Source organism: Acinetobacter sp. ANC 5414 (assembly GCF_013004295.1).
In the GTDB taxonomy this organism is placed as follows: domain Bacteria; phylum Pseudomonadota; class Gammaproteobacteria; order Pseudomonadales; family Moraxellaceae; genus Acinetobacter.
The window spans coordinates 83,428-107,902 of record NZ_JABERM010000030.1 but is presented as its reverse complement, the minus strand read 5'-3'; the positions used below and the strand labels follow the sequence as shown (position 1 = coordinate 107,902).

Below are 24,475 nucleotides of genomic sequence, written 5' to 3'. Positions count from 1 at the left end.
TAAAAATAATAGAACCTAAAAGTAAGCTTTTCAAAATAAGAAAAATTTCTCTAATAAATAAGCATCCGGTAAGGTACCTCATTATCACTGATCCAATCAGCCTTATTTAAGTACCCAGCTTTTCACAGACAACATAAATTCATAGTTTAAAGCCAAGAGTACGCTCTGCATATTGAAGCTATTACGCTCTTCAGGCAGCTGTAACAGCAGTGGTAAACGTGTCACCCCATTTTCACCATTGGCAAAGGCATAATGGCGCATTTTGGAGTCCACCGGAATTAAATTTTTTGCTTCTAAATACACACTTACCTGAGTGGTCTGTTTTTGAAGGGCAATAATTCTGAGATAGCAACGATCTCGAACATCAATAATATTCTGTTTTAATTCATTGATCTTAAATTCATGGTTTTCAGGCTTTTTAAAGAGCCGTTTAATGAAACTGTCATTTTGTTGATTTTGCATTTCGCGTTCTAACTGGCGTATCTGTTGCTGGATCTGACGAGTTTGCTCAATCGCATCATTGAGCAATTCTCTCATTTCCTGAGTGGGTGCTGAAACTGCTCGCACATTTTGCTGATAGTGAAACTCATCATGAAAGAGCACAAAAATTTGTGCTCGACGCTGTTCCAATAATTTTAAATAGGCAATTAAACGATATTTAAACAGGCGTGCATGGGGATTAAACCGCAGCATCGGCTCCTGCGATAAAATTTCAAGTTGATGTAGAAATTCATTGATTAATCTTAAAATATTTAAATAACAAAATTCTAATTCATCAGTATATTGAACGCTGTTTTTTAATCCTTTTAGGAAAGGTTCGAGAATATTTAAGGATAAATCTTTCTCTAAAATTTCTAGATGTTCTTTGACCAAATGCTCAACGGAAAAACTTTGAATATTTAAGATTTCTTTCAAACTGGGGATGAGTCGTTGATGATTATAATCGTGTAGCGATTCAACTAGCTCTACAACATGTGGATTCATTTTGCTCTGAATGCCAATAATTCGGGTCATGAGCTGTTTGAAATTTTCAAAATAATTTGGTTGATTAAGCTGTTGCGGATCCAGAACCAAACCACTGATATAGAACCGGTCTTCTTTACCAAAGCTTTCTTCGGTTAAAAAGCGGCGAATTGAATAAGCGGAAATTGAACTCTCATAAGAGCTACTCAGGACAAAATAATATTGAAAGGTTTTGATGATTTCAAAATCACGCACCTGTTGTTCATGAATAAAATAATCCTGAAAAATGGTCAGTTCCTGATCGGCATATTCACTGAGTAAAATATGGGAAAACCAGCTTCCCAAAATTTCGCTTTTCATGAAAACTTCAAAGATAAATGTACGGACCTGCTCAATATCTAAATGACGGTGATTTTCAGAAACAGAAAAATTTAATTCTCGAATGATGAGGGCTGCATCATACAGAAATGCTTTTTTGATCAGTTGTTGTGCTTGAATGTCTTTTGGATTGTCCAAATCAATTTGATTGATCTCACGAACAATAGTTTCTAAGTAATCGGCAATCTGGAAGTCAGTTTGATAGCTTTGTAGATAGCTCAAGGTTGTATTAATTTTGTGCGCAAGTTGTAGTAACTCAGAATTTTGCGTGTTGAGCTGAAGTTCTTTGAGGCTGATATGGTCTTTAAACTCAAAAGTTTGGTTCAGGTAATTCCACGATATATTTTTTGGTTTTAGATACTGGTCTTCTATTTTTTGCTGTAGTGCTTGCGGTGTCGTAGATAGAATAGAATCCAGTTGTTGCTGCCAATTTTTATCAAGAATAGGGTCTATTTGTTTTAACTGTACCCTAAGATGATAAGGAATATATGTCTGCATGGAGATCTAAAACCATTGTAGTGAATTCAAACTTTTAATGAGAAAAAGCGATGTGATTTATATCACAAAAACAACCATAAGTTAGCCCTATTGCATGAAAATCCTCTGTATAAATTGTATATTTTGTTAGCCAGAGTGGACTGAAACCATGTTGCGGTGAAAAAATGCTTTGGACTATATAAGATGAATGGATAAGGCTGCAACTCCTACAAAACTGTATGAGGGGGTGCATTCAATTAATGCTTCAGTTGTACCAGGTTGCATCTTAGATCAAAGGTTTTCATAAGTGTTACTAAGGTGGAGCTACCATTTTAAATTCCAAAACTTCGCTGTTAAGACTTTGATCTGTCTTAGTCACTCTTCACATTCGGTTAGATCAACCCATGTACAAAAATAGCTTCTGTTCTGTCATCTCATCCTCTAAAATCTTAAATTATTCACTTCAATGTCTGTTTAATTAAACTCAAGATATATTCTAAATTTTCTGTATCTGACACGATTACTTCACAATCGCCATTGCCCCAATGTCCAATATTAGTCACATCCTTCGCGAGCTGTTTCGGATCATCCAGTTGACTAAATTGCATATTTAACCAAATACGAATTTGTTTTGTCCCAATACTCATATAGACATAGTTCCGTTTACCCTTACGGAAGGCGATATACATTTTTTTGGGATGAACATCCAAATCGGTGGTCAGTGCTAGAATTGAATCCCGGAATTGCTCATATAACTCCTTGATGTCATCAGACTTATCCGCCAAGTGATAGGCTTCATCATATTGCTGGATTTCTTTGGCAATCTTTTGAATATCTTCAGACTCAACCTTTTGCACTTGCTTGATTGAAGGAGCTGATTTGGCTTTCTGTAATGGATTTACTGAAATAATTCCACCTTGATAGCGTTTGATTTCCCACAGCTCAATGCCTAAATCTTTAAAGTTGGTGGACTGCTTTTGAAAGTCGGTAAAGCTGGGCGAAACAAAGATAATCCGACTTTGTGACCAGTCGACATCCTGACGTTTAAGCTGTTTACTCTGGCTCTCGTTGTACTCAACGATAAAATCAGCTTTATAGTCCAGCATAAGGTTCAGATAAGAAACCCCTTGGTCGATCACGCTATAGTTACGCTCTCGCTTGTATTCGATAATCACAAAAGCCTGACTTTCGGGATCGAAAGCCAGTGTATCAATACGGTTGTTTTTAATGGTGAATTCAGACTTGATAAATTCCAGACCTGTAAAACTGTAAATATTGGTTTCAAACAGGCTTTGAATTTCTCTTTCCAAACGAAAAGGATCTTCTGTGAGTTCTACTAATGACTGTGCTTGGGTTTGATAAAGCTGCATTCGGTTCCCCCCTACACAAACATCTGCTGCAACAAGCCTTTTTTCCATTGCTTGGCTTGTTCAATTTGCTGTGTGACCACTTCAATTTTTTGGTCGATGGCAGATAAGAAATTGGCTATTTTGGTTTGTTCTTCTAGGCAAGGTACTTTTAATTCAATGTTTCCAATCGAAGTTGTATTTAGACTTGGGACACCTGTAGCTTCATTTAGATTTAACCAATTCACTAAAAGTAATTGTTGAAAAGCAAATTTAGGCAGAATTTTTTCACCTATTTCTGTATAGAACAATGTGTCTACTGTCCAGAACTTGCCAGATATAAATTGAGGCTTGTCAATCGTACCTTTACGCCCAATTAAAATACTTTCACCATCATACAAATATGAATCAACATATCTCATAATGCCACCAGTGCCTAAAACAGGAATATCACCATCTTCTAATTTTTTATGATCCTTTCCATATTTGATAGTAATAACATCTTTGAATTTTAGGTTCTCCCACTCCCCAAACTCACTACCATCATCCGCTTTAAAACGAATCTTCTGGCTAAACAGCTTTTGCATCATGCCTTGTTTATATTGGCTAAGCAGCTGATGTTTTTGCGTAAGTTGGCTAATCTTTTCATCCACTGTAGAAAGAAAAGTGGCGATTTTGGTTTGTTCTTCTTTTTGAGGGTAATGAATGCAAATTTCTTTAATAATGCCGGCACTTAAATTTTTTTGACCACCCTCATTACTCAAATCACGAATTTCGTCATAACGATTCATTAGATTTTGAAAGATAAATTTCGTGTCAAAATCATTTTTTAATTTGATAGCTGCACAGGCTTGATTGGTCGTTGCATTTATTCCCAGAATTGCAACCTTTCCACGTGTAATGCCTTGACCATACATGGCCATCAGAATTGTATCTTTAGGAAAAAGCTTAGCGGAGGAATTATCTAAACCTGATTGAGTAATAAATTCCTCAGCTTCGGTAATAATATTAAAATCTACAAGGCTTGTGGTAACCCATGGAATGTCACCATTCCAATATTCACCAATATTTCTACTAGGTGTTCCACCTGATGTCACATTAGAAATATCTTCTATTTTATTTGTAGACCAATCCCCATCAAACTCTTTAAATCTTAACTTTGGTGCAGTCATTACTTCACCTCCGCAAAAGGCGAAGCAATCCCAAGCTCTTTGCAGAAATTCGCAATCACGGCATCGGTCTTTTGGCTTTCTACTTCTAAAGCCTGTAGCTGCTGGACAATCGCATCCAGATCAATTTCGGCTTCCGCTTCAAAGGTATCCACATAACGTGGAATATTCAGGTTGTAATCGTTATCTTTCACTTCTTGTAAAGTTGCTACATGCGCGTATTTTTCAATGTCTTGGCGCTTTTCAAAAGCCGCAATAATATGGTCCAAATGCTCAGGCAATAACTTGTTTTGATTCTTCTGCTTTTCAAAACCGTTACTGGCATCAATAAACAGAATATTGCCAGTATGCTCACGGTTTTTCTTCAACACCAAAATACAGGTCGGAATCGAGGTGCCATAGAAAATATTGGCAGGCAGACCAATCACCGCATCAATCACGTTCAACTGTTCAATCAGGTAATGACGAATCACGCCCTCACTGGAACCACGGAATAACACACCATGCGGTAACACCACCGCCATAGTGCCGTTGTCATCCAGTTGATAAAGCATATGCTGGACAAAAGCCATATCAGCTTTAGAACTGGGCGCCAGTTTGCCATAAGCGGCAAAGCGTTCATCCTGCAAAAATAACGGATCGGCTGACCAGTTGGCTGAAAAGGGCGGATTGGCCACCACCGCAGCAAATTTTTTATCTAAATGCTGCGGACGGGTTAAGGTGTTTTCCTGCTTGATGTCGAACTTGGCAAAATGAACATCATGCAGAATCATGTTCATCCGCGCCAAGTTGTAGGTGGTACGGTTCATCTCCTGACCGTAAATCATATCCACATCTTTGTTGCCCAGCTTGGTGGAGTTTAAGTCCAGATCTTCAAACAGGTTGGCAAAGTCATCGGCAGAATCGGTGCCCAAGGTACTTTGTTCAATCGATTTTAAGGTCGCAGTTAAATCATCCAGAATGAACTCACCCTGACGGCCACGTTGTGCCAATGTATGAAATAGCTGTTTTGGAGTGAGTGCATAACCGACTTCGGCAATGGCGTTCTTTTTGATTTCTTCGATATAAGGGATATGCTCAGGATTCTGTTTATCCAGTTCAAGAAAACGGATCTCTTCTCCATCCAACAATTCATTGGCAAAATTAACCGACTTTTCCGATAAATATTTAAAGAAAATAAACCCCAGAATGTAATCCCGAAATTCATCTGCCCCATGGTTCCGCGTAAAGTATTGGCAATATTCCAAAGTTTTTTTGTAGCTGTTGCAGTTATAGCTGGGTCATTCGAATTGCATACACTTATTTTTTAATACTGGGGGAGTTCAGCTTGCTGATTCATAGCCTCTTCCCCCATGTGACATAATTTGTCGTTTCAATTTCGCTGATTAAACAGAGAAGCTCAATTAAGTTTCATCCATCACGATAAAATCGTGTAGCAATTTGCTACAACATTCTAAATAATTATATTTCAAAAAATATCATTTAAACAATCACTATAAACATGTAGCAAGTTACTACACTTTTAAATAATCTCTTTTCCGAAAATCTCGTTCAAACGCTCGCGATTTCCTTGAACAAAAGCAGGATCATTTTTGAGCTTATATTTCATTTCTTTTTTGAAATCAGTCATGGATACGCCGGCCACAGCAAAATCCATTTGAAACATAATATCGTTTACAATCAAGTTGGCTTGAGAGTCAGTTAAACAGCCTTCAGCCTTAAACCACTTGCTGAACTGTTTATAATTCGGATCATTGGCGTGAATATACCAAGAGCGAACCGTCATATCGAATTTTGCACCCAGCTCTTTCACGATGGCGTTATCATCAAAATCCACATCCAGATAGATTTGGGTATTTTCATTGCTTTGAGGAATGACAGTCTCAATATGTCCACTGGTGATTTTAAACCGGACACCGACAATAGGCCGTCCTTTCTTAATGGTGTCGTATTCCAGCTTCAGACTGGTTCTATCATTAATTTCTTCAACAATTTTATCTAACACATAACGTCTGAAATCAACCCAACGATCATATTTCTTCTCGCCAATATCGGTTAATGCTTTGATATTTTCCAGTGACAGTTCAACTTCGTATGTATCCTGATTGGCATACTTGAACTCGTTTTTAATAAAGTAGGAGTACAGACTCATACTGGTCACGGAGTCTAGAGCAAATAAATCCTTTAATTGGTAAGTGGTAAAATTCCCGCTGGCCAGACGGGTAAAATAAGGCAGCACTTCACTGGTAAAGCGAATCTGCAAGGCATTTTTGGCGTCATCTTCCCAACGCAGCTCTCGAATAATAGGCACTACAGAATGGACTTTTTTTACTTTTCGTTTACTGTCATCTAAGGGCTCTTCAATGACAAAATGGGCAACCCGAGAAGACAGCTCTTTATAGATCCGATCAATCGCGACATTAATGGAATTCTTTTTATCTAAACCCAGCAATTCACCTAAATCATCTTTATGCAAATAAATATAGGTTTGCTCGGTAATTTCTCGATCTTGATTATTTTTCTCACCGTAATTCGCCACAGCCATCGCATAAAGTAGCGCTTTGTACTCATTGGATGACAGCTCAATCGGTCGAATCAGGCGGTTGCTGGTACTGACCACGCCATTATGTCGAATATTCCCAATACAATAAGGTAGATATTCTATTTTTTCTTTTTCGTTCAGCTTGTTCATAAGTGGAAAATAAAAGTACTTTTCTACATGTTATACACAAAAGTGGAATCCTATGCAAATTATTCACCCTTTTAGCTAGGCGCTATACTGAAATGAACAACAAGCAATCAAAGCAAAGGCTAAGAGTGGAAGCCCTGTCACTTTGTTTTGCTATTTAAAACACTTTTTAAACTTAAAGTGGAAAATAAAACAAATATTGCACTTTTTAGTGACAAAGCTTCCACTTTTAATATTTCTGAATCATTTTGAAAGTGCTTGGAAAGTAAAAAAATGCGCTAAACACCCCAATAAAGTGGAAAGAATAATTAAAAACGCACCTTAACAGTGACAAACCTTCCACTTTTATCCTGCTCTTGAATGAAAATAGACAATATCTTTGATGAAATTACGAACAAACAGGTTATCCACAGGATAAAAATATCAAAATGACAAGCCTTCCACCTTTAAAGCCAAATAATCCAACTTATCAACAGATTAAGAACTTGTTTTTAAATAATTTTATAGTTTAAATTCAAGCTTTATTTAAACTCGGTGACAAGCCTTCCACCATAGTGACAAGTCTTCCACCTTTCAGTGACAGGTCTTCCACCTTTCAGTGACAGGTCTTCCACCTTTCAGTGACTAGTCTTCCACTTTTCAGTGACAAGTCTTCCACTTTTCAGTGACAAACCTTCCACTTTTAAAATCATAAGATATTGATTTTAAAAGATATAAATATGCTCTAATTATAATTAACTAATTATATAAATTAATACTAATTATAATTAGCTAGCTATATTCAATAAAAAAAAGAATCTGTTTGTTTTTTATTCAAGTTCAGATTATAACTTCAACGTAGCTTAAATAATCTGTAGCAAGTTGCTACAAAGTTCTTTATATTACAATAACTCAAATGAGGTCTATTATGACAAGTAAGTCGACTAAAATCATTGCTGTGGCAAATCATAAAGGTGGTTGCGGAAAGACGACCACAGTAGTTCATCTAGCATCAGAACTGGCAGACTTGGGCAACAAAGTCTTGGTGATTGATTTAGATCCCCAGGCAAACGCAAGTCTACATATCGGATCCAGACATCCGAGTGAAGTGGAAACCACTTCTGCTGAATTACTGGTAGGTGATTTAAGTCTATTATCTGAAGCTTTAGAAGAAGAAACCAATTTCAAAAATGTTTCTTTAATTTATGGTTCACTCACTTTAGGTAAAACTGAAGATCAACTTAAAGATGATGCACCCAGACCCTCTGAAGAGCTGGCGAACAAACTGGAACTGTTAAAAGGATTATATGATTTCATCCTGATTGACTGTCCTCCAAGCCTAAAACTGCTCACCAGTAATGCATTGGCTGCATCCACACATGTCATGGTACCAATTGAATCCGGGTCACAATATGGCTTATATGGTGTAACCGACTTAATTAATCATTTAAGTAAAATAAGACGTGTTAATCCTGAATTAAAACTTTTAGGCGCTTTATTGATTAAACATGATGAACGCCAAAACGTGTGTAAACTGATTCGAGATGAAGCTCTAAGTCAGGTCGGCGAATTGTTAAAAACCACCATTCCGATGAGTACTAAAGTCAATCAAGCCGCAATTTTGCAACAACCATTATTGGGTGTAGATAAAAACGCTAAAGTTCGTAAGGCTTTTCAAGATTTAGCCAAAGAAATTATTAATCGTGTTGAATAAAAGTATTTTGAGAATATTATGGTAAGTACTAAAGAACTGTTGGCACAACGTTTACAGCAAAATACTCAAAAACATCAACAAGCTCAAAAAGAGCATGTTAATGATGTGAAAGAACTGCGTCGGAATGTACAAATTACTGATATTCAGCCGAGTCCCAATCAACCAAGAAAAATCTTTAATCAACAAGATATTGAAGACTTAGCAACCTCGATTGAAGAAATTGGCTTACTACAACCGATTGCAGTACGACGAGTACAGGACAAATATGAGCTGATTGCTGGTGAACGACGTCTAAAAGCGCATCAGTTTCTTAATAAAAATACCATTGAAGTGATTGTTATAGATGCATCAGATGAAGATGTAGCCCTATTAACTTTAGCTGAAAACTTAAAACGGGAAGATTTAACCGATTATGAAATCTATGTCGGCTTGAGTTCTTTGAATGAGAAATTAAAAAAGAACAAGCAAAAACTGGCAAAGTCCTTAGGCATGAACCGTGAGGATATGTATAAGTATTTATCTTTCGAAAAATTACCTCAAGAACTGATTGATGATTTAGAGCAACAACCGACATTGTTGGCCCGTACTGCAGCCACGGCAGTAAAAAAGTTTCTCTCCGATCATGAAGCGAATTACAATCATGCTAAAAAAGCACTGTTAGAAGCTTGGGCAAAGTTACTGAAAAAAGAAGTTGAACAAACCAAACTGGCATTATTAGCAGAAAAAATCCTCAAGTCGAAAGAGACCAAACAGCCGATTAAAACTTCAATCGTGCATAAAATTGAATACGATGGAAAAGTCGCAGGCAATATCAAGTTCGATCACAATACCTTAAAAGTGTCCTTAAAAATGAGCGAATTTGATGATCAAAATTTACAAGAGCTAGAACAGCTGCTGAAAAAAATGCTGATCAAATAAAAAAGGAAGTGTAGCAAGTTGCTACACTTCCTTTTTTAAGGTCAAGAGTGTGTTACAGATTCATCATTTAAGTGGTATTGGTTCAGATTTGATCGTAATTTAAATAGCCTAAGAAATAATCATATTTAATCTGCAGGAACAATACCTTTTGTTTAAAAATAATAAGAACTATGGTTTTTTATTTTACAGTGAGAATGTGGGGTTTTTGTAATTATTCATGATCTTGCAAACTCAATATTTAATAGTTTTGGCTAATAAGATATTACTTCGTATTTTTTAATAATAATTAGTGACATGGTACTCCATTTATTTTTTTATGAATGAGAAAAGTACAATGACAACAAACATCCTCAAAAAATTCTTTGCACATATTTGGTGGCTGCATGGTTTTGCCCGACATTTTCGTCGTATAGCTTTGTTTGAGGGGGGATTGGGTAGTACGATTAATCGTGAAATACCAATCGAGTTATCGAAAGAACTTGTTGTTGCTTCAGAGAGCACAGTGGATGCTTTACTGGCAGACTTAAATTCAAATCAAAAAGGTTTGTCGAAATCCCAAGCCGAAAAAATCCGTGAACGCATTGGCTTGAATGAAATTGCCCAAGAAAAACCGTTAACCTGGTGGCATCATTTATGGCTTTGTTATAAAACCCCCTTCAACATTCTGTTGACTGTGCTTGCGATGATTTCCTATTTCACGGAAGACATGAAAGCCACCATTGTCATTTCTTTCATGATTGTTTTATCAACGTTCATCCGCTTTTTGCAGGAACGAAAATCCAATCTTGCTGCAGACCAGCTCAAAGCCATGGTGACTAATACCGTGACCGTTCTGCGCTGTGATCCTGCCGAAGATGTCATGGAAGAAGCGTTAACCTACTTTCAGGTTCATCTGCATCAAAAGAATCCCAAAAAGTTGAAGTTCCTATCAAGCTCATTGTACCTGGGGATATTATTATTCTTTCCGCAGGTGACATGATACCTGTAGATTGTCGGATACTGACCGCCACAGACTTATTTGTGAGCCAATCGGCCATGACTGGTGAATCATTACCTGTTGAAAAGTTTTCCCAGCCTAACCCTAAAGAGACCAGCAACCCGCTTGAGCTGGACAACCTGTTATTCATGGGAAGCAATGTGGTCTCCGGTTCGGCAACAGCAGTAGTGGTCAAAACAGGCCAGCATACCTATTTTGGTGCAATTGCACAGCGAGTCACCACGACAGCTCCTGTAACGACACAGTTCCAGGCAGGTGTGAACAAGGTGGCATGGTTATTAATCCGTTTTATCCTAGTCATGACGCCACTGGTTTTACTGATAAATGGTTTTACCAAGCATGACTGGGTGCAAGCCAGTTTGTTTGCCATGTCCATTGCGGTTGGCCTGACGCCAGAACTGTTACCAATGATTGTGACTTCAACACTGGCTAAAGGAGCGGTCATGCTTTCCCGGGGTAAGGTTGTTGTTAAACACCTGGATGCCATTCAGAATTTTGGTGCCATGGATATATTGTGTGCCGATAAAACAGGAACCTTGACCCAGGATAAAATTGTTCTGGCCCGACATGTAAATGTTTGGGGGGAAGAATCCAACTCGGTTCTGTCTTATGCCTATCTGAATAGTTACTACCAAACCGGACTCAAAAACCTGCTCGATGTTGCCGTGCTGCAGCATGGAGAGGTGCATCGGGAACTTAATCCGGTCGCTAACTACAGCAAAGTTGATGAGATTCCATTTGATTTTCAACGTCGTCGCATGTCGGTAATTGTTGCTAATCAGGATGATCAGCACATCCTGATTAGCAAGGGCGCTGTAGAAGAAATTCTCACGGCTTGTAGCAAAGTTCGTCGTGGTGAGTCTGAGGTATTGCTCACTCAGGAGTTGCTTGCAAATATTCGAGCGGTGACTGCTGCACTGAATAAAGAGGGCTTGCGTGTGGTTGCTGTTGCAGTAAAAAAGCTGCCACCGCATAAAGATACTTATAGCATCGCCGATGAATCTGAACTGACCTTGATCGGCTATGTTGCTTTCCTTGATCCACCGAAGGAGAGTACTGCACTTGCGTTAGAGGCTTTAGCCCAATATGGCGTGAATGTCAAAGTTTTAACTGGCGACAATGATCTGGTCACAGCGACAATATGCCGTCAAGTTGGTTTGTCTTTTGACAAGATCTTGATCGGAAATGACATTGAACGCATGAATGATGAGGAACTGGCTCAACAGGTTGAACAACACCATATTTTTGCACGGTTAACGCCTGCACATAAGGAACGGATTGTCAGACTGCTCAAACAAAATGGCCATGTCGTTGGTTTTATGGGGGATGGCATTAATGATGCTGCCGCATTGCGTACAGCCGATATTGGTATTTCCGTGGATACTGCGGTCGATATTGCGAAAGAGGCGGCAGATATTATTCTGCTGGAAAAAAGCCTGATGGTATTGAAAGATGGTGTGATTGAAGGGCGGAAAACGTTTGCCAATATGCTGAAATACATCAAAATGACAGTCAGTTCCAATTTTGGTAATGTGTTGTCTGTACTGGTTGCAAGTGCTTTTCTTCCTTTTCTGCCTATGCTCCCGATGCACTTACTGCTGCAGAACCTGCTGTATGATTTTTCGCAAACCTCCATTCCATTTGACAATATTGATGAAGAAGCAGTCAAACAACCTCAGCACTGGAATCCGGAAGATATCGGTCGTTTTATGCTGTTTTTTGGGCCGATCAGTTCGATATTCGATATCTTGACCTTTGGTGTCATGTGGTTTGTCTTTAGTGCCAATACACCTGCGTATCAGACGCTATTTCAGTCTGGCTGGTTTGTTGAAGGACTGATGACACAGATACTGGTTGTGCACATGATTCGTACCCGCAAGATTCCATTTATTCAAAGCAGACCGGGTACACCCTTGTTGGTCATGACCGGTTTGATTATGGCAACTGGTATTTTTATTGTGATGGGACCTTTTGCGAATTACTTCAAGTTGCAGGCTTTGCCACTGAGCTATTTACCGATTTTAGTGACTATGTTGCTGGGATATATGATGCTAACGCAACTCATGAAACACTATTATTCCCGCCGCTATGGCTGGCAGTAATTTTATTGACCTCCTCGCCTCCCTGAAAGGAGCGCAACCAAATTTAGCGGTAAGTGCGGTAATTGCAGCCTAAGTGGAAGGATCATCTTTTTCGGATTCAAGAAGTAAGCAAACCGCTCGTTCTTTGATTTCTGAGATATATTTTGATTTTGTCATCTGGAAATTCTGTCAAGAAAGTTAGTTTCCGACAATCCAGGTACGGTTCACCATTTTTTAAGTATTTGATTCAGATGTAAATATTAAAAACCCTTTATTTCCCCCTATTCTTTAATCCGACAAAATTTATTTCATTTTCTTTTTGCAGTTACTCAAACCTATCGTTATTTATATTTGCTTACAAAAAAATAAATTCCTTGCAATCGAGCTTTAACATAGAAAAAGTTAATTTAAGTCCAGATTCTCAGGAATCTTTGTGGATCCACGCAACCATTTTTTCGATTTGCTAAAGGTAAAGATATGTCCGAAAGAAAAGTCGCATTTGTGACAGGGGCACTAGGTGGTATTGGTAGTGAGATTTGTCGTCAGCTGGTGAAGGCGAATTATAAAGTGATTGCAACGGTTGTCCCACGTGAGGAAGACCGGGAAATGCAGTGGCTAAAAAATGAGGGTTTCCAACAGGAAGATGTTCGTTTTGTCCTAACGGATCTGACCCATCATGCTGATGCGACGACCGCGATCCAGGATGCGATAAAGGCTGAAGGTCGCGTAGATGTATTGGTGAATAATGCCGGCATCACGCGCGATGCAACATTTAAGAAAATGTCATTCGAACAGTGGTCGCAGGTGCTTGATACCAATTTAAAGACGCTATTTACCGTGACCCATCCAGTCTTTAATAAAATGTTGGAGCAAAAGCAGGGACGCATTGTCAATATTAGTTCGGTCAATGGTCTGAAAGGACAGTTTGGTCAAGCCAATTATTCAGCGGCAAAAGCGGGCATGATCGGTTTTACCAAGGCCTTGGCCCAAGAAGGTGCACGTTCCAATGTGTGCGTGAATGTCGTGGCACCGGGCTATACTGCGACACCGATGGTTACTGGCATGCGGGAAGAGGTTGTCAAAAGTATTGAAGACCAGATTCCTTTGCAGCGTTTGGCCCAGCCTGAAGAAATTGCAGCGGCAGTCATGTATCTGATCGGTGAGTATGGCACCTATATTACTGGTGAAACCTTATCGATCAATGGCGGTTTATACATGCAATAAGCCCTGTGCTCACCGAGTCAGTCTTTACATTTATTTTTTAAACAATAACTAAATTTTAAGCACTATAAATCAATGGAGTAATACAACATGCTATACGGTGATATCTTTTCAAACATGAATGCTCAATACAAAAACATTTTTGAACCTTATGCAAAATTTAACAGTCTGGTGGCGAAAAACTTTGCGGATCTGACCAATTTACAACTCAATGCTGCACGTCATTATGCCGATATTACCTTGTCGCAAGTATTTGCCAACAGTGAAGTCAAAGACATGCAAACGATGATTAATTGTGGCATGAAACAAGTAGAAACCATGACCAAACTTAGCCAGCAAATGATTGACGATGGTCAAAAACTGGCAAGCTTGGCAACTGAATTTAAGGCCGAGTTTGACAAGTTGGTTAGCGAATCGATGCCGAACAATAAATAACGGTTAGCAGCCCTAATGAAGATTGAAGACTAGTGAGCGGGGAAGTGGAGATCACTTCCCCGTTTTCTATCCCATTCCTGATCGAAAGTGAGGAATGACCCAGTATGCGGAGTGGTGCAATGCAGCAGAATCTTTTTCAGTTTAATCAGAACGTCCAGCGTTTTTTCGATGTACATGAAGAAATCTGGAAGAAAGTACAAGAATTTCACTATGGCGATAATCCGCTCAATGATGCATTGAGCAAAGTCAACAATGAAGATATGACCCTGTTCTTTCAGGCATTAACCAAAAATCCGGCACGCTTGATCGAGATGCAGAGCAAATGGTGGATCGGTCAGATGCAAATTTACCAAAATATCATGCTGCGCAGTGTAAACAAGGATATCCAGCCGTTAGTGAAACCTGAGCAGGGCGATCGCCGGTTCAAAGATTCACTTTGGCAAGAACCCAATTATGATCTCTTGACCCAGTCCTATCTGCATTTCAGTCAATTGGTGCAAGAAATGCTGGATGAGGTCGAAGGCATCCCGGATAAAGTCCGTCACCGTATCCACTTTTTTACCCGCCAAATGGTGAATGCCTTTTCTCCCGGCAATTTTTTGTGGACCAATCCGGAAGTGATCCATCAGACGGTACAGGAACACGGGCAAAATCTGGTGCGTGGCATGGAAATTTTCCATGACGATATCATGAACAGTAGTAAATATCTGTCCGTACGCATGGTCAATAATGACTCGTTTTGTTTGGGAAAAGATCTGGCCTATACGCCAGGTGCGGTGGTCTTTGAAAATCCGGTTTTTCAATTGTTACAGTATGAAGCGAACACTGAAACTGTATATCAGACGCCTATTTTGCTCGTTCCACCTTTTATTAATAAATACTATATTCTGGATTTGCGTGAGCAGAATTCTTTTGTGAACTGGTTGCGTCAGCAAGGGCACACGGTATTTTTAATGTCCTGGCGTAATCCGGGGGCTGAACAAAAGGACATGCGCTTTGATGACCTGATTACCTCAGGTACGGTTGAGGCGATGCGTGTCATTGAGGAAATGACCGGAGAAAAAGAGGTCAATGCCATTGGCTATTGTATCGGTGGAGCGGTGCTTGCTGCGACGCAGGCGTACTATGTGGCGAAACGCCTGAAGAATCGCGTCAAGAGTGCCACCTATCTGGCGACAATGTTGGACTTTGACAATCCAGGCAGTTTGGGTGCTTTTATTAATGAGCCGGTCATTCAAGGGATTGAAACTTTGAATCAACAGGTAGGCTATTTTGATGGCCGTATGTTGGCGGTGACCTTTAGTCTGTTACGTGAAAATACCCTATACTGGAACTATTACATTGAAAATTACCTGAAGGGCAAGCATCCGTCCGACTTTGATATTTTGTATTGGAATAGTGATGGCACCAACATTGCCGCACATGTGCACAATTTCCTGGTGCGCAATCTGTACCTGAATAACGAACTGATTCAGCCGAATAAGATCAAGGTCAATGGCGTGGGTTTAAACCTGTCGAAAGTGAAAACACCGAACTTTTTTATCTCGACACAGGAAGATCATATTGCACTGTGGGATACGTGCTTTAAAGGTTCTGCCTATCTGGGCGGGGAAACCACACTGGTACTTGGCGAATCTGGACATGTAGCAGGAATCGTCAATCCGCCAAACCGCAACAAATATGGCTGTTATACCAATAATATCCCTTATGAAAACCCGAAACAGTGGCTGGCAGATGCTCAGTTCCATCCAGAATCCTGGTGGTTACGCTGGCAGGAATGGATTGCACCTTATACCGGCGATCAGGTTCCAGCGCGTACATTAGGTAGTGCAACTTATCCGGTTAAGGAAGCTGCACCGGGCAGTTATGTACAGGTCAGTCTATTTTAGCATTTAGGCATTCTCACTGCCGGCCAATCGTATGGGGGCAGGAGTATCAAGCAAGACATGAGTTAAAAAATAGGAAATAAAATGAAAGAAGTCGTGATTGTTGCCGCAAAACGTACCGCGATTGGAAGTTTTTTGGGTGGACTGGCCAGCGTCAGTGCACCGCAGTTAGGGAAAGTGGTGATTGGTGCGGTATTAGATGCTGCCGGAGTAAAGCCAGAACAGGTAGATCAGGTCATTATGGGGAATGTGTTGACTGCGGGTGTGGGACAGAATCCGGCACGACAGGCGGCAATTGCTGCGGGTATTCCGGTTTCAGTACCCGCTTCAACCTTGAATGTGGTGTGTGGTTCGGGACTGCGCGCTGTTCATTTGGCAGCACAGGCCATTGTCACAGGTGAAGCTGATATTGTCGTGGCAGGTGGGCAGGAGTCGATGTCACAAAGTGCCCATATTATCCAGATGCGTAACGGGCAGAAGATGGGCAATGCGCAATTGGTGGATAGCATGATCTATGATGGTCTGACCGATGTGTATAACCAGTATCACATGGGAATGACCGCTGAGAATATTGTAAAAAAACTGTCAATTAGCCGTGAAGATCAGGATGCTTTGGCACTATCGTCTCAGCAGCGTGCAGTCAAAGCACAGGCGGAAGGTAAATTTGATGCGGAAATTGTGCCGGTTCAAGTGCCACAACGTAAAGGTGATCCGTTCGTTTTTGACCGTGATGAATATATCAAAGCCGAGACGAATGAACAGAGTCTAGCCAAGCTGCGCCCAGCCTTTAAAAAGGATGGCACGGTGACTGCAGGTAATGCCTCGGGGATTAATGATGGCGCAGCTGCCGTATTGGTGATGAGTGCCGATAAAGCAGCAGAGCTTGGTTTACAGCCACTAGCAAAAATTAAAGCCTATAGCATGTCGGGTATTGAGCCGGAAGTGATGGGTCTCGGTCCTGTAAATGCTGTGAAAAAGACGCTAGAAAAAGCAAGCTGGTCTTTGGAGGAGGTTGATCTGGTAGAAGCCAATGAAGCCTTTGCCGCACAAGCTTTAGGGGTGGCAAAAGAACTAAGTCTGAATATGGACAAGGTCAATGTCAACGGTGGAGCCATTGCCTTAGGCCATCCGATTGGAGCCTCAGGCTGTCGAATTCTGGTCACGCTGTTACATGAAATGCAACGCGGTGAAAAGAAAAAAGGACTGGCGACCTTATGTATTGGGGGTGGAATGGGCGTTGCATTAGCGGTTGAGCGGCCTTAAACATTATTTCTGATTGCAACAAAGCCCTTTACAATGCATTGATTTGCATAAATAAAAAGCGCCAGATTTTCCCAGCACTTGATAGGGTATTGATACGGATAGAAGCCTGTTTAATGGGGTTGCTTATAGTTGCTCGTTGTATCATGGTGCTGTTGATAGTGGCTTGATTTATGCATTTCATGCTCATCAGATTTATCTTTAGGATTCTTTTGTGGCTGATTATCATCTTGACTTGTTTGATCTTCAGTTTTTTTAGATTCTACTTCATCTTTTGGGTGTTGTTGCTTGGTCATTTTATTCATCCTTTTCTAAAAATATAAAATTACCGATTTTTTAACCGACCCAATTAGAATGCGCGGATGCAAAAAAAGATATAGTTTTATATTGTATTGGCTTTGTTGCACAAAGGCTATTTGGAGATTTATGCTTTGTATCCCAATAGTCTATTGCCGTTAAAAGCTAAAAGATGCTGTAAATTGGATCCTGAACTAAAAATCCATAATCAAGAAATCAATAAAAGAAGAATAGGGATTGAGCATGTATTTGGCAGCCTGAAAACCTTCAAAATCCTTGCCGGACGTTATCGAAACCGAGGCAAAAGACTTGGTTTGAGATTTAATTTAATTGCTGGAATCTCTAATTTAGAGTTGATCAAAAAATGATTTATACAAGAATTCTATTTTTAAAATTTATAAAAAATCAGCAATAACACAGAATAATTGAGTAAAATCAAAATGGTTATTAAGGTCCTCAGTTTGGTATGCTAACTTAATTGATTGTGCTCTAGTAATCACCTTTTCAAGTTTTTTCTTATCCGTAATTTAGATCAATAAAATAAATTAGATAAAGTAGATAGATCGCAGATCAATACTTTATGAGGCTTTTGGCTGATCTAAAATTTAGTACGGAGTGGATTAAACTACCTTTAAAACATATTCAAAAATCTTATTTGAGATGCTCTTTTTTTATGGATAGATTACATCAAACTAAACATTCAGAACTGATAGAAATAGATGAAGGTATTCAATTGCATCTCGCTTGGGCTCAAAAAATATTTCGATATATTGTTTTAAAACAACCATCTGATCCACAATTCGCCTCTCAAGATAGCCATTTACTGTGTAATTTCGGTAAATGGTTTCAGTTAAACCGCTTCAGATTTGAAAAAATCAGTAGCGAAAAAACCCAAAAATTGGAAAAAGTTCATTATCTCGTGCATCGTAATCTACATAAATTGTTTTCCAAGCTGAGTGAAAATCAGCAAATAGAACCAGATTTAGTGGATGAATATCAAAAAAATCAGAGTGAATTGATTGATCTCCTCAGTTATTTTAGAACCCATTTTATCAGTGAGGCATTGCAGTATGATCCTTTAACGGGTTTACCTTTAAGATTCGGTCTGGCTGATAAATTTAACTATCTCAGTCATCATGCCACTAAAAATCAGAAAATTTTAGCAATTGGCTTACTTGATTTGGATCATTTTAAAGTTATAAATGATCAATATGGGCATCAGGCTGGCGATGAAGTTCTTGTCCATACAGCCAAGTTAATGTGTAATTCTATTCGAGAAACGGACAGTATTTTTCGCTTTGGTGGAGAAGAATTTTTAATCTTTCTTGAAGTTGAAAATGTCGATTCAATTTATGAAATTACCGAAAGAATTTCTCAGTCATTGCATACCCATCCAACTATATTAAAAAATGGCGAAGCAGTATATATAACGGCAACTATAGGCATAGTCATAGTCGGTCACCATGAAACACTGGAAAAAGTCATCGAAAGAGCAGACCAGGCGATGTATGTTGGAAAACAGCAGGGACGTGACAGGGCGGTATTTGCATGACCAGATTCATATAGGTATGAGTTATGGTATTTTAGAGCCTACAGCATTAAGAATTGTCCGTCATGTCGAAGATTGTCTGATTTCGTCCAGTCTGTTTAATTTACCGAAGAATTTACCTAAGTGTGATATCCAAAATCTTAAGCCAGGGTCTTTTCTATTGCTCTTCAAAAACAATCGAGTAGTAAAAATTAGGTATGGCTCAGAGAGCAGGAAACAAAAAGTGTGTACGTGCATTACACACCAAGATTGCAAACATTTGCAAAGATTATTTGCACAAAGCAAGCAGCATGCTTGTTAAAGAAAATGCATTGATTGTTGTAAGTGATTTAAGTGCCAAGAAACTTTTAAAAACCAAGATGGCAAAGTCTGTTTTGGATACAGGATTTTCAGCACTAAAAACGATGCTCAAGTATAAATGTGAGGATGTAGCAGTGCTGCTCATGTTTGAAGAAGTGAATGAGAATTTCACAAACTGAGAAACATCGTTTCGCAAGGTAGATCACTCAGTAGTAGTCTGAAAGATCTTACAAAGCAGTGCTTCTTAAGTCTTGGAATAAGAGTATGAGAATGTGAAAAACTATTCAAGTTTCAATGATCGTGACTTGAACAGTGTGAAGAACATACTTGCGCTTGGGCATAAGCGTCTAGCAGTAGGAATTACCCTTTTTTAAGGGGGAGGATGTCAAGAATTCTTGATAGTTTAAGTTCACCAAAGAAAAAAATCCCAATATATGTGTTTGCATATATATGGTAAAACATATATAAATGTACTTAAATTTTTAATAGCAGATTTGGCCAAAATGACCTCGACCGTAAAAATTTATCACAATCCTGAGTGTGGTACATCTAGAAATACCTTAGCTTTAATTCAAAATGCAGGAATTGAACCTGCAATTATTTACTATTTACAAACGCCGCCATCGCAAGATGAGCTACGTCGCATGATTCAAGATGCAAATCTCACGGTTAGACAAGCTATACGAACCAATGTAGCACCCTATTCAGAGTTAGGATTGGATCAAGATAAGTGGTCAGATGAGCAACTATTAGCATTCATGCTGCAATCCCCAATTCTGATTAATCGACCGTTTGTTGTGACGAATTTGGGTACACGTTTGTGTCGACCTTCAGAACTTGTACTGGATATTTTACCTTCTCCACAAAAAGGGGCTTTTAGCAAAGAGGATGGTGAAAAAGTCATAGATGAAAATGGACAAAGATTGCAATAAAAAATTTGGTTAATATATGTGGATATTTACATATTCAGATAAATAGATAGGTGCAGCGATGGAACAAGTCAATTTCTTTAAATGTTTAGCGGATGAGACGCGTCTGAACATTGTTGTCTTGGTGGCGAAGCATCAAGAGCTTTGTGTGTGTGACCTCACTGAAAAATTGCAACTTAGCCAACCTAAAATTTCCCGCCATTTAGCACTTTTACGTTCAGCTGGGCTGCTGACCGATCGTCGTCAAGGACAGTGGGTGTATTACAGCATTAACCAAAAATTGCCTGAGTGGTGTTTTGCAATACTTGCCTCACTCCAACTGAATGAAAGTTTAAATAATTTACCTATATCTGATTCAATTATTCAGATGCATTGTGAGTAAACAAAAATGAAGTTTTTATTTCTTTGTACAGGAAATAGTTGCCGCAGCATTTTGTCAGAAGTACTTTTTAATAGCCGTGCGCCAGAAGGGTGGAAAGCCTACAGTGCAGGAAGCAAACCTACAGGTAAAGTCCATCCGTTAACGATTAAAACTTTGGAAAACTTAGGCCTGTCTACACAAGGCTTATCCAGTAAAACAATTGATGACTGCGAACAATATCAACCGGATGTTGTGATCACTGTATGTGATGCTGCTGCTCAAGAAGCCTGTCCACTTTATTTGGGCGGAGCAATCAAAGCGCATTGGGGCTTGGCTGATCCCTCACATTTAGAACTTTCAGAACCAGAAAAGCTAAAAGCTTTCTTGGTGACGGTTGAGCATATCAATAAACGCTTAGACGCTTTATTTGCCCTGGATGTAAATAAACTTTCTCGTCCTGAATTAATTGCTGAAATCAATAAAATTTCTAATATCGAGTAAGCGCATGTCTAGTTCAAGACTTTCATTTTTAGATCGTAACCTAACGCTATGGATTTTTATTGCCATGGCCTTAGGCATTGCCATCGGAAACTTTTTTCCTCAAGCGTCTGTCGCACTCGATCAATTGAGTATTAATTCGGTGAATATTCCAATTGCGCTTGGTCTTATTCTGATGATGTATCCACCCCTGGCAAAAGTGAACTATGCGACTTTGCCACAAGTGTTTAAGGATAAGAAAACCCTTACTTTATCCTTGGTCCAAAACTGGCTGATCGCGCCAGTACTCATGTTTGCTCTGGCGATTATATTTTTACATAGTTATCCCGAATATATGACCGGCGTCATCTTGATCGGTTTAGCACGATGTATTGCCATGGTTCTGGTGTGGAATGGCTTGGCCTGTGGTGATAATCAATATGTTGCTGCTTTAGTTGCCTTTAACAGCATTTTCCAGATTTTATTCTTTAGTACCTATGCCTGGTTATTCCTGACCTTTCTACCTCCTTATTTTGGTGTGGCTTCACAGGTAATTCATGTCGATTTCTGGACCATCACCCATGCTGTTCTGGTTTATCTTGGTATTCCGTTCTTGTTAGGTTTCTTAACTCGCTTCATTTTGGTGAAACAGAAAGGGGTAGAGTGGTATCAAACCAAGTTTATTCCGAAAATTAGTCCGCTTAGTTTGATGGCTTTGCTGTTCACCATTTTGGCCATGTTTAGCTTAAAAGGTGGCGATGTCGTGAGTCTTCCGCTTGAAGTTTTACGTATCGCGATTCCTTTAACCATTTACTTTGTTTTAATGTTCTTCATTAGCTTTTTCATGAGTAAATGGATGGGCAATGATTATCCTAAGACCACAGCAATCGCATTTACTGCAGCAGGAAATAATTTCGAATTATCACTTGCAGTCGCCATTGCTACTTTTGGTATAGCTTCACCGGTTGCTTTCACCACGATTATTGGCCCATTGGTCGAAGTGCCTGTGTTGATTGCCTTAGTGAGTGTTTCGCTCTGGCTGAGAAAAAAAGTTTTTAAAGAGACCTAACGTTATGAATCTCCCAAACCTAGATCTAGAGCTTGTTGAGCAACCGACCTTTGAAAAAGTTCAAGCAAAAGAGCTTGCGCATCCACCTCGTATCTTGCTGCTGTACGGCTCGAATCGAGAACGCTCTTACAGTCGCCTTGCCGTTCTTGAAGCGGGTCGCATCCTGGAGTATTTTGGCGCGGAAGTAAAAATCTTTCATCCTAAAGGGCTTCCTTTACCTGAAGATGCGGATACTGAGCATCTAAAAGTAAAAGAGTTGCAAGAACTTTTAGCATGGTCAGAAGGCATGGTCTGGTGTTCACCTGAACGCCATGGTTCTATGAGTTCCATTTTTAAATCACAAATAGACTGGATTCCACTGGCAGGAGGCGCAATCCGTGCCACCCAAGGTAAAACCCTTGCCTTGATGCAAGTCAGTGGCGGATCACAGTCATTTAACAGCCTGAACCAGATGCGCATTTTGGGTCGTTGGATGCGGATGATCACCATTCCAAATCAATCTTCAATTCCGAAAGCTTTCTTGGAATTCGAAGAAGATGGACGAATGAAGCCTTCGGCTTTCTATGACCGGATTGTGGATGTGATGGAAGAGTTATTTAAGTTCACCCTACTGACGCGTGGTCAAAGCAAATACCTGACAGATCGTTATTCGGAACGCAAGGAGTCGGCTGAAGAGTTATCTAAGCGTGTAAATCAGCGCAGTTTATAAATGCTAGGTGATATTCAAGACTGGTCATGTCACAGCTAGGTCAGTACTCAATTTATTCGCTGTTGGTAAAATTGTCTTAACGGCATAGTGAATATTGTAAAAACCCAGTCACGGAGATTGGGTTTTTACAATAAAGAAGTCAGAGATAAATAAGTAAAAGGGGAAAGGCTTTGAATCATAAACAGACTGAAACTGATGTGGTCATTATCGGTGGTGGGCAGGCAGCTTTATCTACCGCTTATTTTTTTAAGCGCAAGAAAATCCCATTCATTATATTGGATGAGCAAAATCAAGCAGGGGGTGCTTGGCTGCATACCTGGGAGTCATTGCGTCTTTTTTCTCCTAATAGCTGGAGTTCTCTATCCGGTTGGATGATGCCCATCACGGAACAGACCTATCCAACACGAAATGAGGTGATCCAGTATTTATCGGCTTATGAACAGAGATATCAATTTCCGATTGTTCGTCCAGTACATGTCGATCGTGTGGAATCGAATGGAAAGTATTTAGACGTATATGCTGGCGAAAGGTTTTGGCGAGCCAAGGCCGTGGTCAGTGCAACAGGGACATGGAGCCAGCCGTTTATTCCTGATTATCCGGGACAGGAAAACTTTCAATCTACGCAGTTACATTCAGCTCATTATATGAATTCAGATCCATTTAAAGATAAGAAAGTGATTGTTGTGGGTGGGGGGAATTCGGGAGCGCAAATACTCGCTGAGGTTTCACAAGTTGCTAAAACCATTTGGGTAACGAAAACCCCACCCCAATTTTTATCTGATGATGTGGATGGCCGTGTACTGTTTTTAAGAGCGACGGAACGCTTAAAAGCACAGCAAGAGGGTAAAGTCATTGATCAGCCTGTTGGGGGGCTTGGTGATATTGTGATGATTGATAGTGTCAAAGAGGCGAGGGAAAGAGGGGTTTTGCATAGTCGTCCGCCTTTTAAATCATTTACCACAAATTCTGTCATTTGGCCTGATGGCTCTGAAGAACAGGTTGATGCGGTCATCTGGTGCACGGGTTTTAAAGCTTCTTTGGATCACTTGAGGAGTCTGGGGGTGATAGAGCAAGATAACTCGGTAGAGGTTAAAGGCGGAAGGTCGGTCAAGATCGCGAACTTGTGGTTAGTGGGATATGGAGACTGGACTGGACTAGCCTCTGCAACATTAATTGGCGTTTCTAGAACAGCGAGAGCCACAGTGGATGATATTGCAGCTTATTTATCTAATATTTGATTTGAGCGTGGATAATATTTTGAAGAAACCTTT

General features: G+C 39.7%; 19 protein-coding genes and 3 pseudogenes. 16 read left to right on the top strand and 6 right to left on the bottom strand.

The window, feature by feature from the left end; genetic code table 11:
- Window positions 1-102: 102 nt before the first annotated feature.
- The 5 genes and pseudogenes from HLH18_RS13120 to HLH18_RS13100 all read right to left on the bottom strand — a co-directional run bounded on the left by HLH18_RS13120 (window position 103) and on the right by HLH18_RS13100 (window position 7,025).
- Entirely contained in the window at window positions 103-1,839 is a 1,737-nt protein-coding gene (locus tag HLH18_RS13120; protein ID WP_171547189.1) for a hypothetical protein, read from the bottom strand.
- Window positions 1,840-2,276: 437 nt separating this feature from the next.
- The gene (locus HLH18_RS13115; RefSeq protein ID WP_171547188.1) at window positions 2,277-3,188 is read right to left on the bottom strand and encodes a DUF5655 domain-containing protein; all 912 of its coding nucleotides are present in this window, start codon (window positions 3,186-3,188) and stop codon (window positions 2,277-2,279) included.
- Between the two features lie 11 nt (window positions 3,189-3,199).
- On the bottom strand, window positions 3,200-4,336 hold the full coding sequence (locus HLH18_RS13110) for a restriction endonuclease subunit S (protein WP_131291738.1): 1,137 nt from the start codon (window positions 4,334-4,336) through the stop codon (window positions 3,200-3,202).
- Window positions 4,336-5,606 (bottom strand): annotated as a pseudogene (locus tag HLH18_RS13105) (type I restriction-modification system subunit M). Before HLH18_RS13105 ends, HLH18_RS13110 begins: the two are co-directional and overlap by 1 nt.
- A 249-nt stretch (window positions 5,607-5,855) precedes the next feature.
- Window positions 5,856-7,025, bottom strand: coding sequence for a replication initiation protein (locus HLH18_RS13100; RefSeq protein ID WP_171547187.1), 1,170 nt, complete (start codon window positions 7,023-7,025; stop codon window positions 5,856-5,858).
- Window positions 7,026-7,929: 904 nt separating this feature from the next.
- Between HLH18_RS13100 and HLH18_RS13095 the strand changes: the two genes are divergently transcribed.
- From HLH18_RS13095 to HLH18_RS13065, 7 genes and pseudogenes are all read left to right on the top strand, one after another.
- The gene (locus HLH18_RS13095) at window positions 7,930-8,715 is read left to right on the top strand and encodes a ParA family protein (protein WP_074947363.1); all 786 of its coding nucleotides are present in this window, start codon (window positions 7,930-7,932) and stop codon (window positions 8,713-8,715) included.
- Between the two features lie 18 nt (window positions 8,716-8,733).
- Window positions 8,734-9,633, top strand: a complete 900-nt coding sequence (locus HLH18_RS13090) for a ParB/RepB/Spo0J family partition protein (protein WP_171547186.1) — start codon at window positions 8,734-8,736, stop codon at window positions 9,631-9,633.
- Window positions 9,634-9,967: 334 nt separating this feature from the next.
- Window positions 9,968-12,732 (top strand): annotated as a pseudogene (gene mgtA / locus HLH18_RS13085) (magnesium-translocating P-type ATPase).
- Window positions 12,733-13,188: 456 nt separating this feature from the next.
- Window positions 13,189-13,935 (top strand): beta-ketoacyl-ACP reductase, encoded by a 747-nt coding sequence (locus HLH18_RS13080; RefSeq protein ID WP_171547185.1) that lies wholly within the window; start codon window positions 13,189-13,191, stop codon window positions 13,933-13,935.
- Between the two features lie 87 nt (window positions 13,936-14,022).
- Window positions 14,023-14,367 (top strand): phasin family protein, encoded by a 345-nt coding sequence (locus HLH18_RS13075; protein ID WP_171527755.1) that lies wholly within the window; start codon window positions 14,023-14,025, stop codon window positions 14,365-14,367.
- A 119-nt stretch (window positions 14,368-14,486) separates the two neighbouring features.
- Window positions 14,487-16,256 carry a class I poly(R)-hydroxyalkanoic acid synthase gene (gene phaC / locus HLH18_RS13070; protein WP_171547184.1) on the top strand — a complete coding sequence of 590 codons (1,770 nt, stop codon included), beginning with the start codon at window positions 14,487-14,489 and terminating at the stop codon, window positions 16,254-16,256.
- A gap of 81 nt (window positions 16,257-16,337) precedes the next feature.
- Window positions 16,338-17,516: an acetyl-CoA C-acetyltransferase gene (locus tag HLH18_RS13065; RefSeq protein WP_171547183.1), complete on the top strand. Its 1,179-nt coding sequence runs from the start codon at window positions 16,338-16,340 to the stop codon at window positions 17,514-17,516.
- A gap of 110 nt (window positions 17,517-17,626) precedes the next feature.
- Here the strand turns inward: HLH18_RS13065 and HLH18_RS13060 are convergent, their stop codons facing one another.
- Window positions 17,627-17,809, bottom strand: coding sequence for a hypothetical protein (locus HLH18_RS13060; protein ID WP_171547182.1), 183 nt, complete (start codon window positions 17,807-17,809; stop codon window positions 17,627-17,629).
- Between the two features lie 96 nt (window positions 17,810-17,905).
- On the opposite strand from HLH18_RS13060, the gene HLH18_RS13055 reads away from it, so the two are divergent.
- The 9 genes and pseudogenes from HLH18_RS13055 to HLH18_RS13015 all read left to right on the top strand — a co-directional run bounded on the left by HLH18_RS13055 (window position 17,906) and on the right by HLH18_RS13015 (window position 24,442).
- The gene (locus HLH18_RS13055) at window positions 17,906-18,178 is read left to right on the top strand and encodes a transposase family protein (RefSeq protein WP_350643360.1); all 273 of its coding nucleotides are present in this window, start codon (window positions 17,906-17,908) and stop codon (window positions 18,176-18,178) included.
- Between the two features lie 221 nt (window positions 18,179-18,399).
- Window positions 18,400-19,362, top strand: coding sequence for a diguanylate cyclase domain-containing protein (locus HLH18_RS13050; protein ID WP_171547181.1), 963 nt, complete (start codon window positions 18,400-18,402; stop codon window positions 19,360-19,362).
- Between the two features lie 185 nt (window positions 19,363-19,547).
- Window positions 19,548-20,033, top strand: a pseudogene (locus tag HLH18_RS13045) (IS200/IS605 family accessory protein TnpB-related protein); the annotation flags it as partial.
- A 129-nt stretch (window positions 20,034-20,162) separates the two neighbouring features.
- The gene (gene arsC, locus HLH18_RS13040; protein WP_171547180.1) at window positions 20,163-20,591 is read left to right on the top strand and encodes an arsenate reductase (glutaredoxin); all 429 of its coding nucleotides are present in this window, start codon (window positions 20,163-20,165) and stop codon (window positions 20,589-20,591) included.
- Between the two features lie 58 nt (window positions 20,592-20,649).
- Window positions 20,650-20,970, top strand: coding sequence for an ArsR/SmtB family transcription factor (locus HLH18_RS13035; RefSeq protein WP_171547179.1), 321 nt, complete (start codon window positions 20,650-20,652; stop codon window positions 20,968-20,970).
- 6 nt (window positions 20,971-20,976) lie between these two features.
- Window positions 20,977-21,450: an arsenate reductase ArsC gene (locus HLH18_RS13030; RefSeq protein WP_131292101.1), complete on the top strand. Its 474-nt coding sequence runs from the start codon at window positions 20,977-20,979 to the stop codon at window positions 21,448-21,450.
- Window positions 21,451-21,454: 4 nt separating this feature from the next.
- Window positions 21,455-22,495, top strand: a complete 1,041-nt coding sequence (gene arsB / locus HLH18_RS13025) for an ACR3 family arsenite efflux transporter (RefSeq protein ID WP_171547178.1) — start codon at window positions 21,455-21,457, stop codon at window positions 22,493-22,495.
- Window positions 22,496-22,499: 4 nt separating this feature from the next.
- Window positions 22,500-23,204: an arsenical resistance protein ArsH gene (gene arsH, locus HLH18_RS13020; RefSeq protein WP_171547177.1), complete on the top strand. Its 705-nt coding sequence runs from the start codon at window positions 22,500-22,502 to the stop codon at window positions 23,202-23,204.
- 170 nt (window positions 23,205-23,374) lie between these two features.
- On the top strand, window positions 23,375-24,442 hold the full coding sequence (locus HLH18_RS13015; protein ID WP_171547176.1) for an ArsO family NAD(P)H-dependent flavin-containing monooxygenase: 1,068 nt from the start codon (window positions 23,375-23,377) through the stop codon (window positions 24,440-24,442).
- Window positions 24,443-24,475 lie beyond the last annotated feature (33 nt).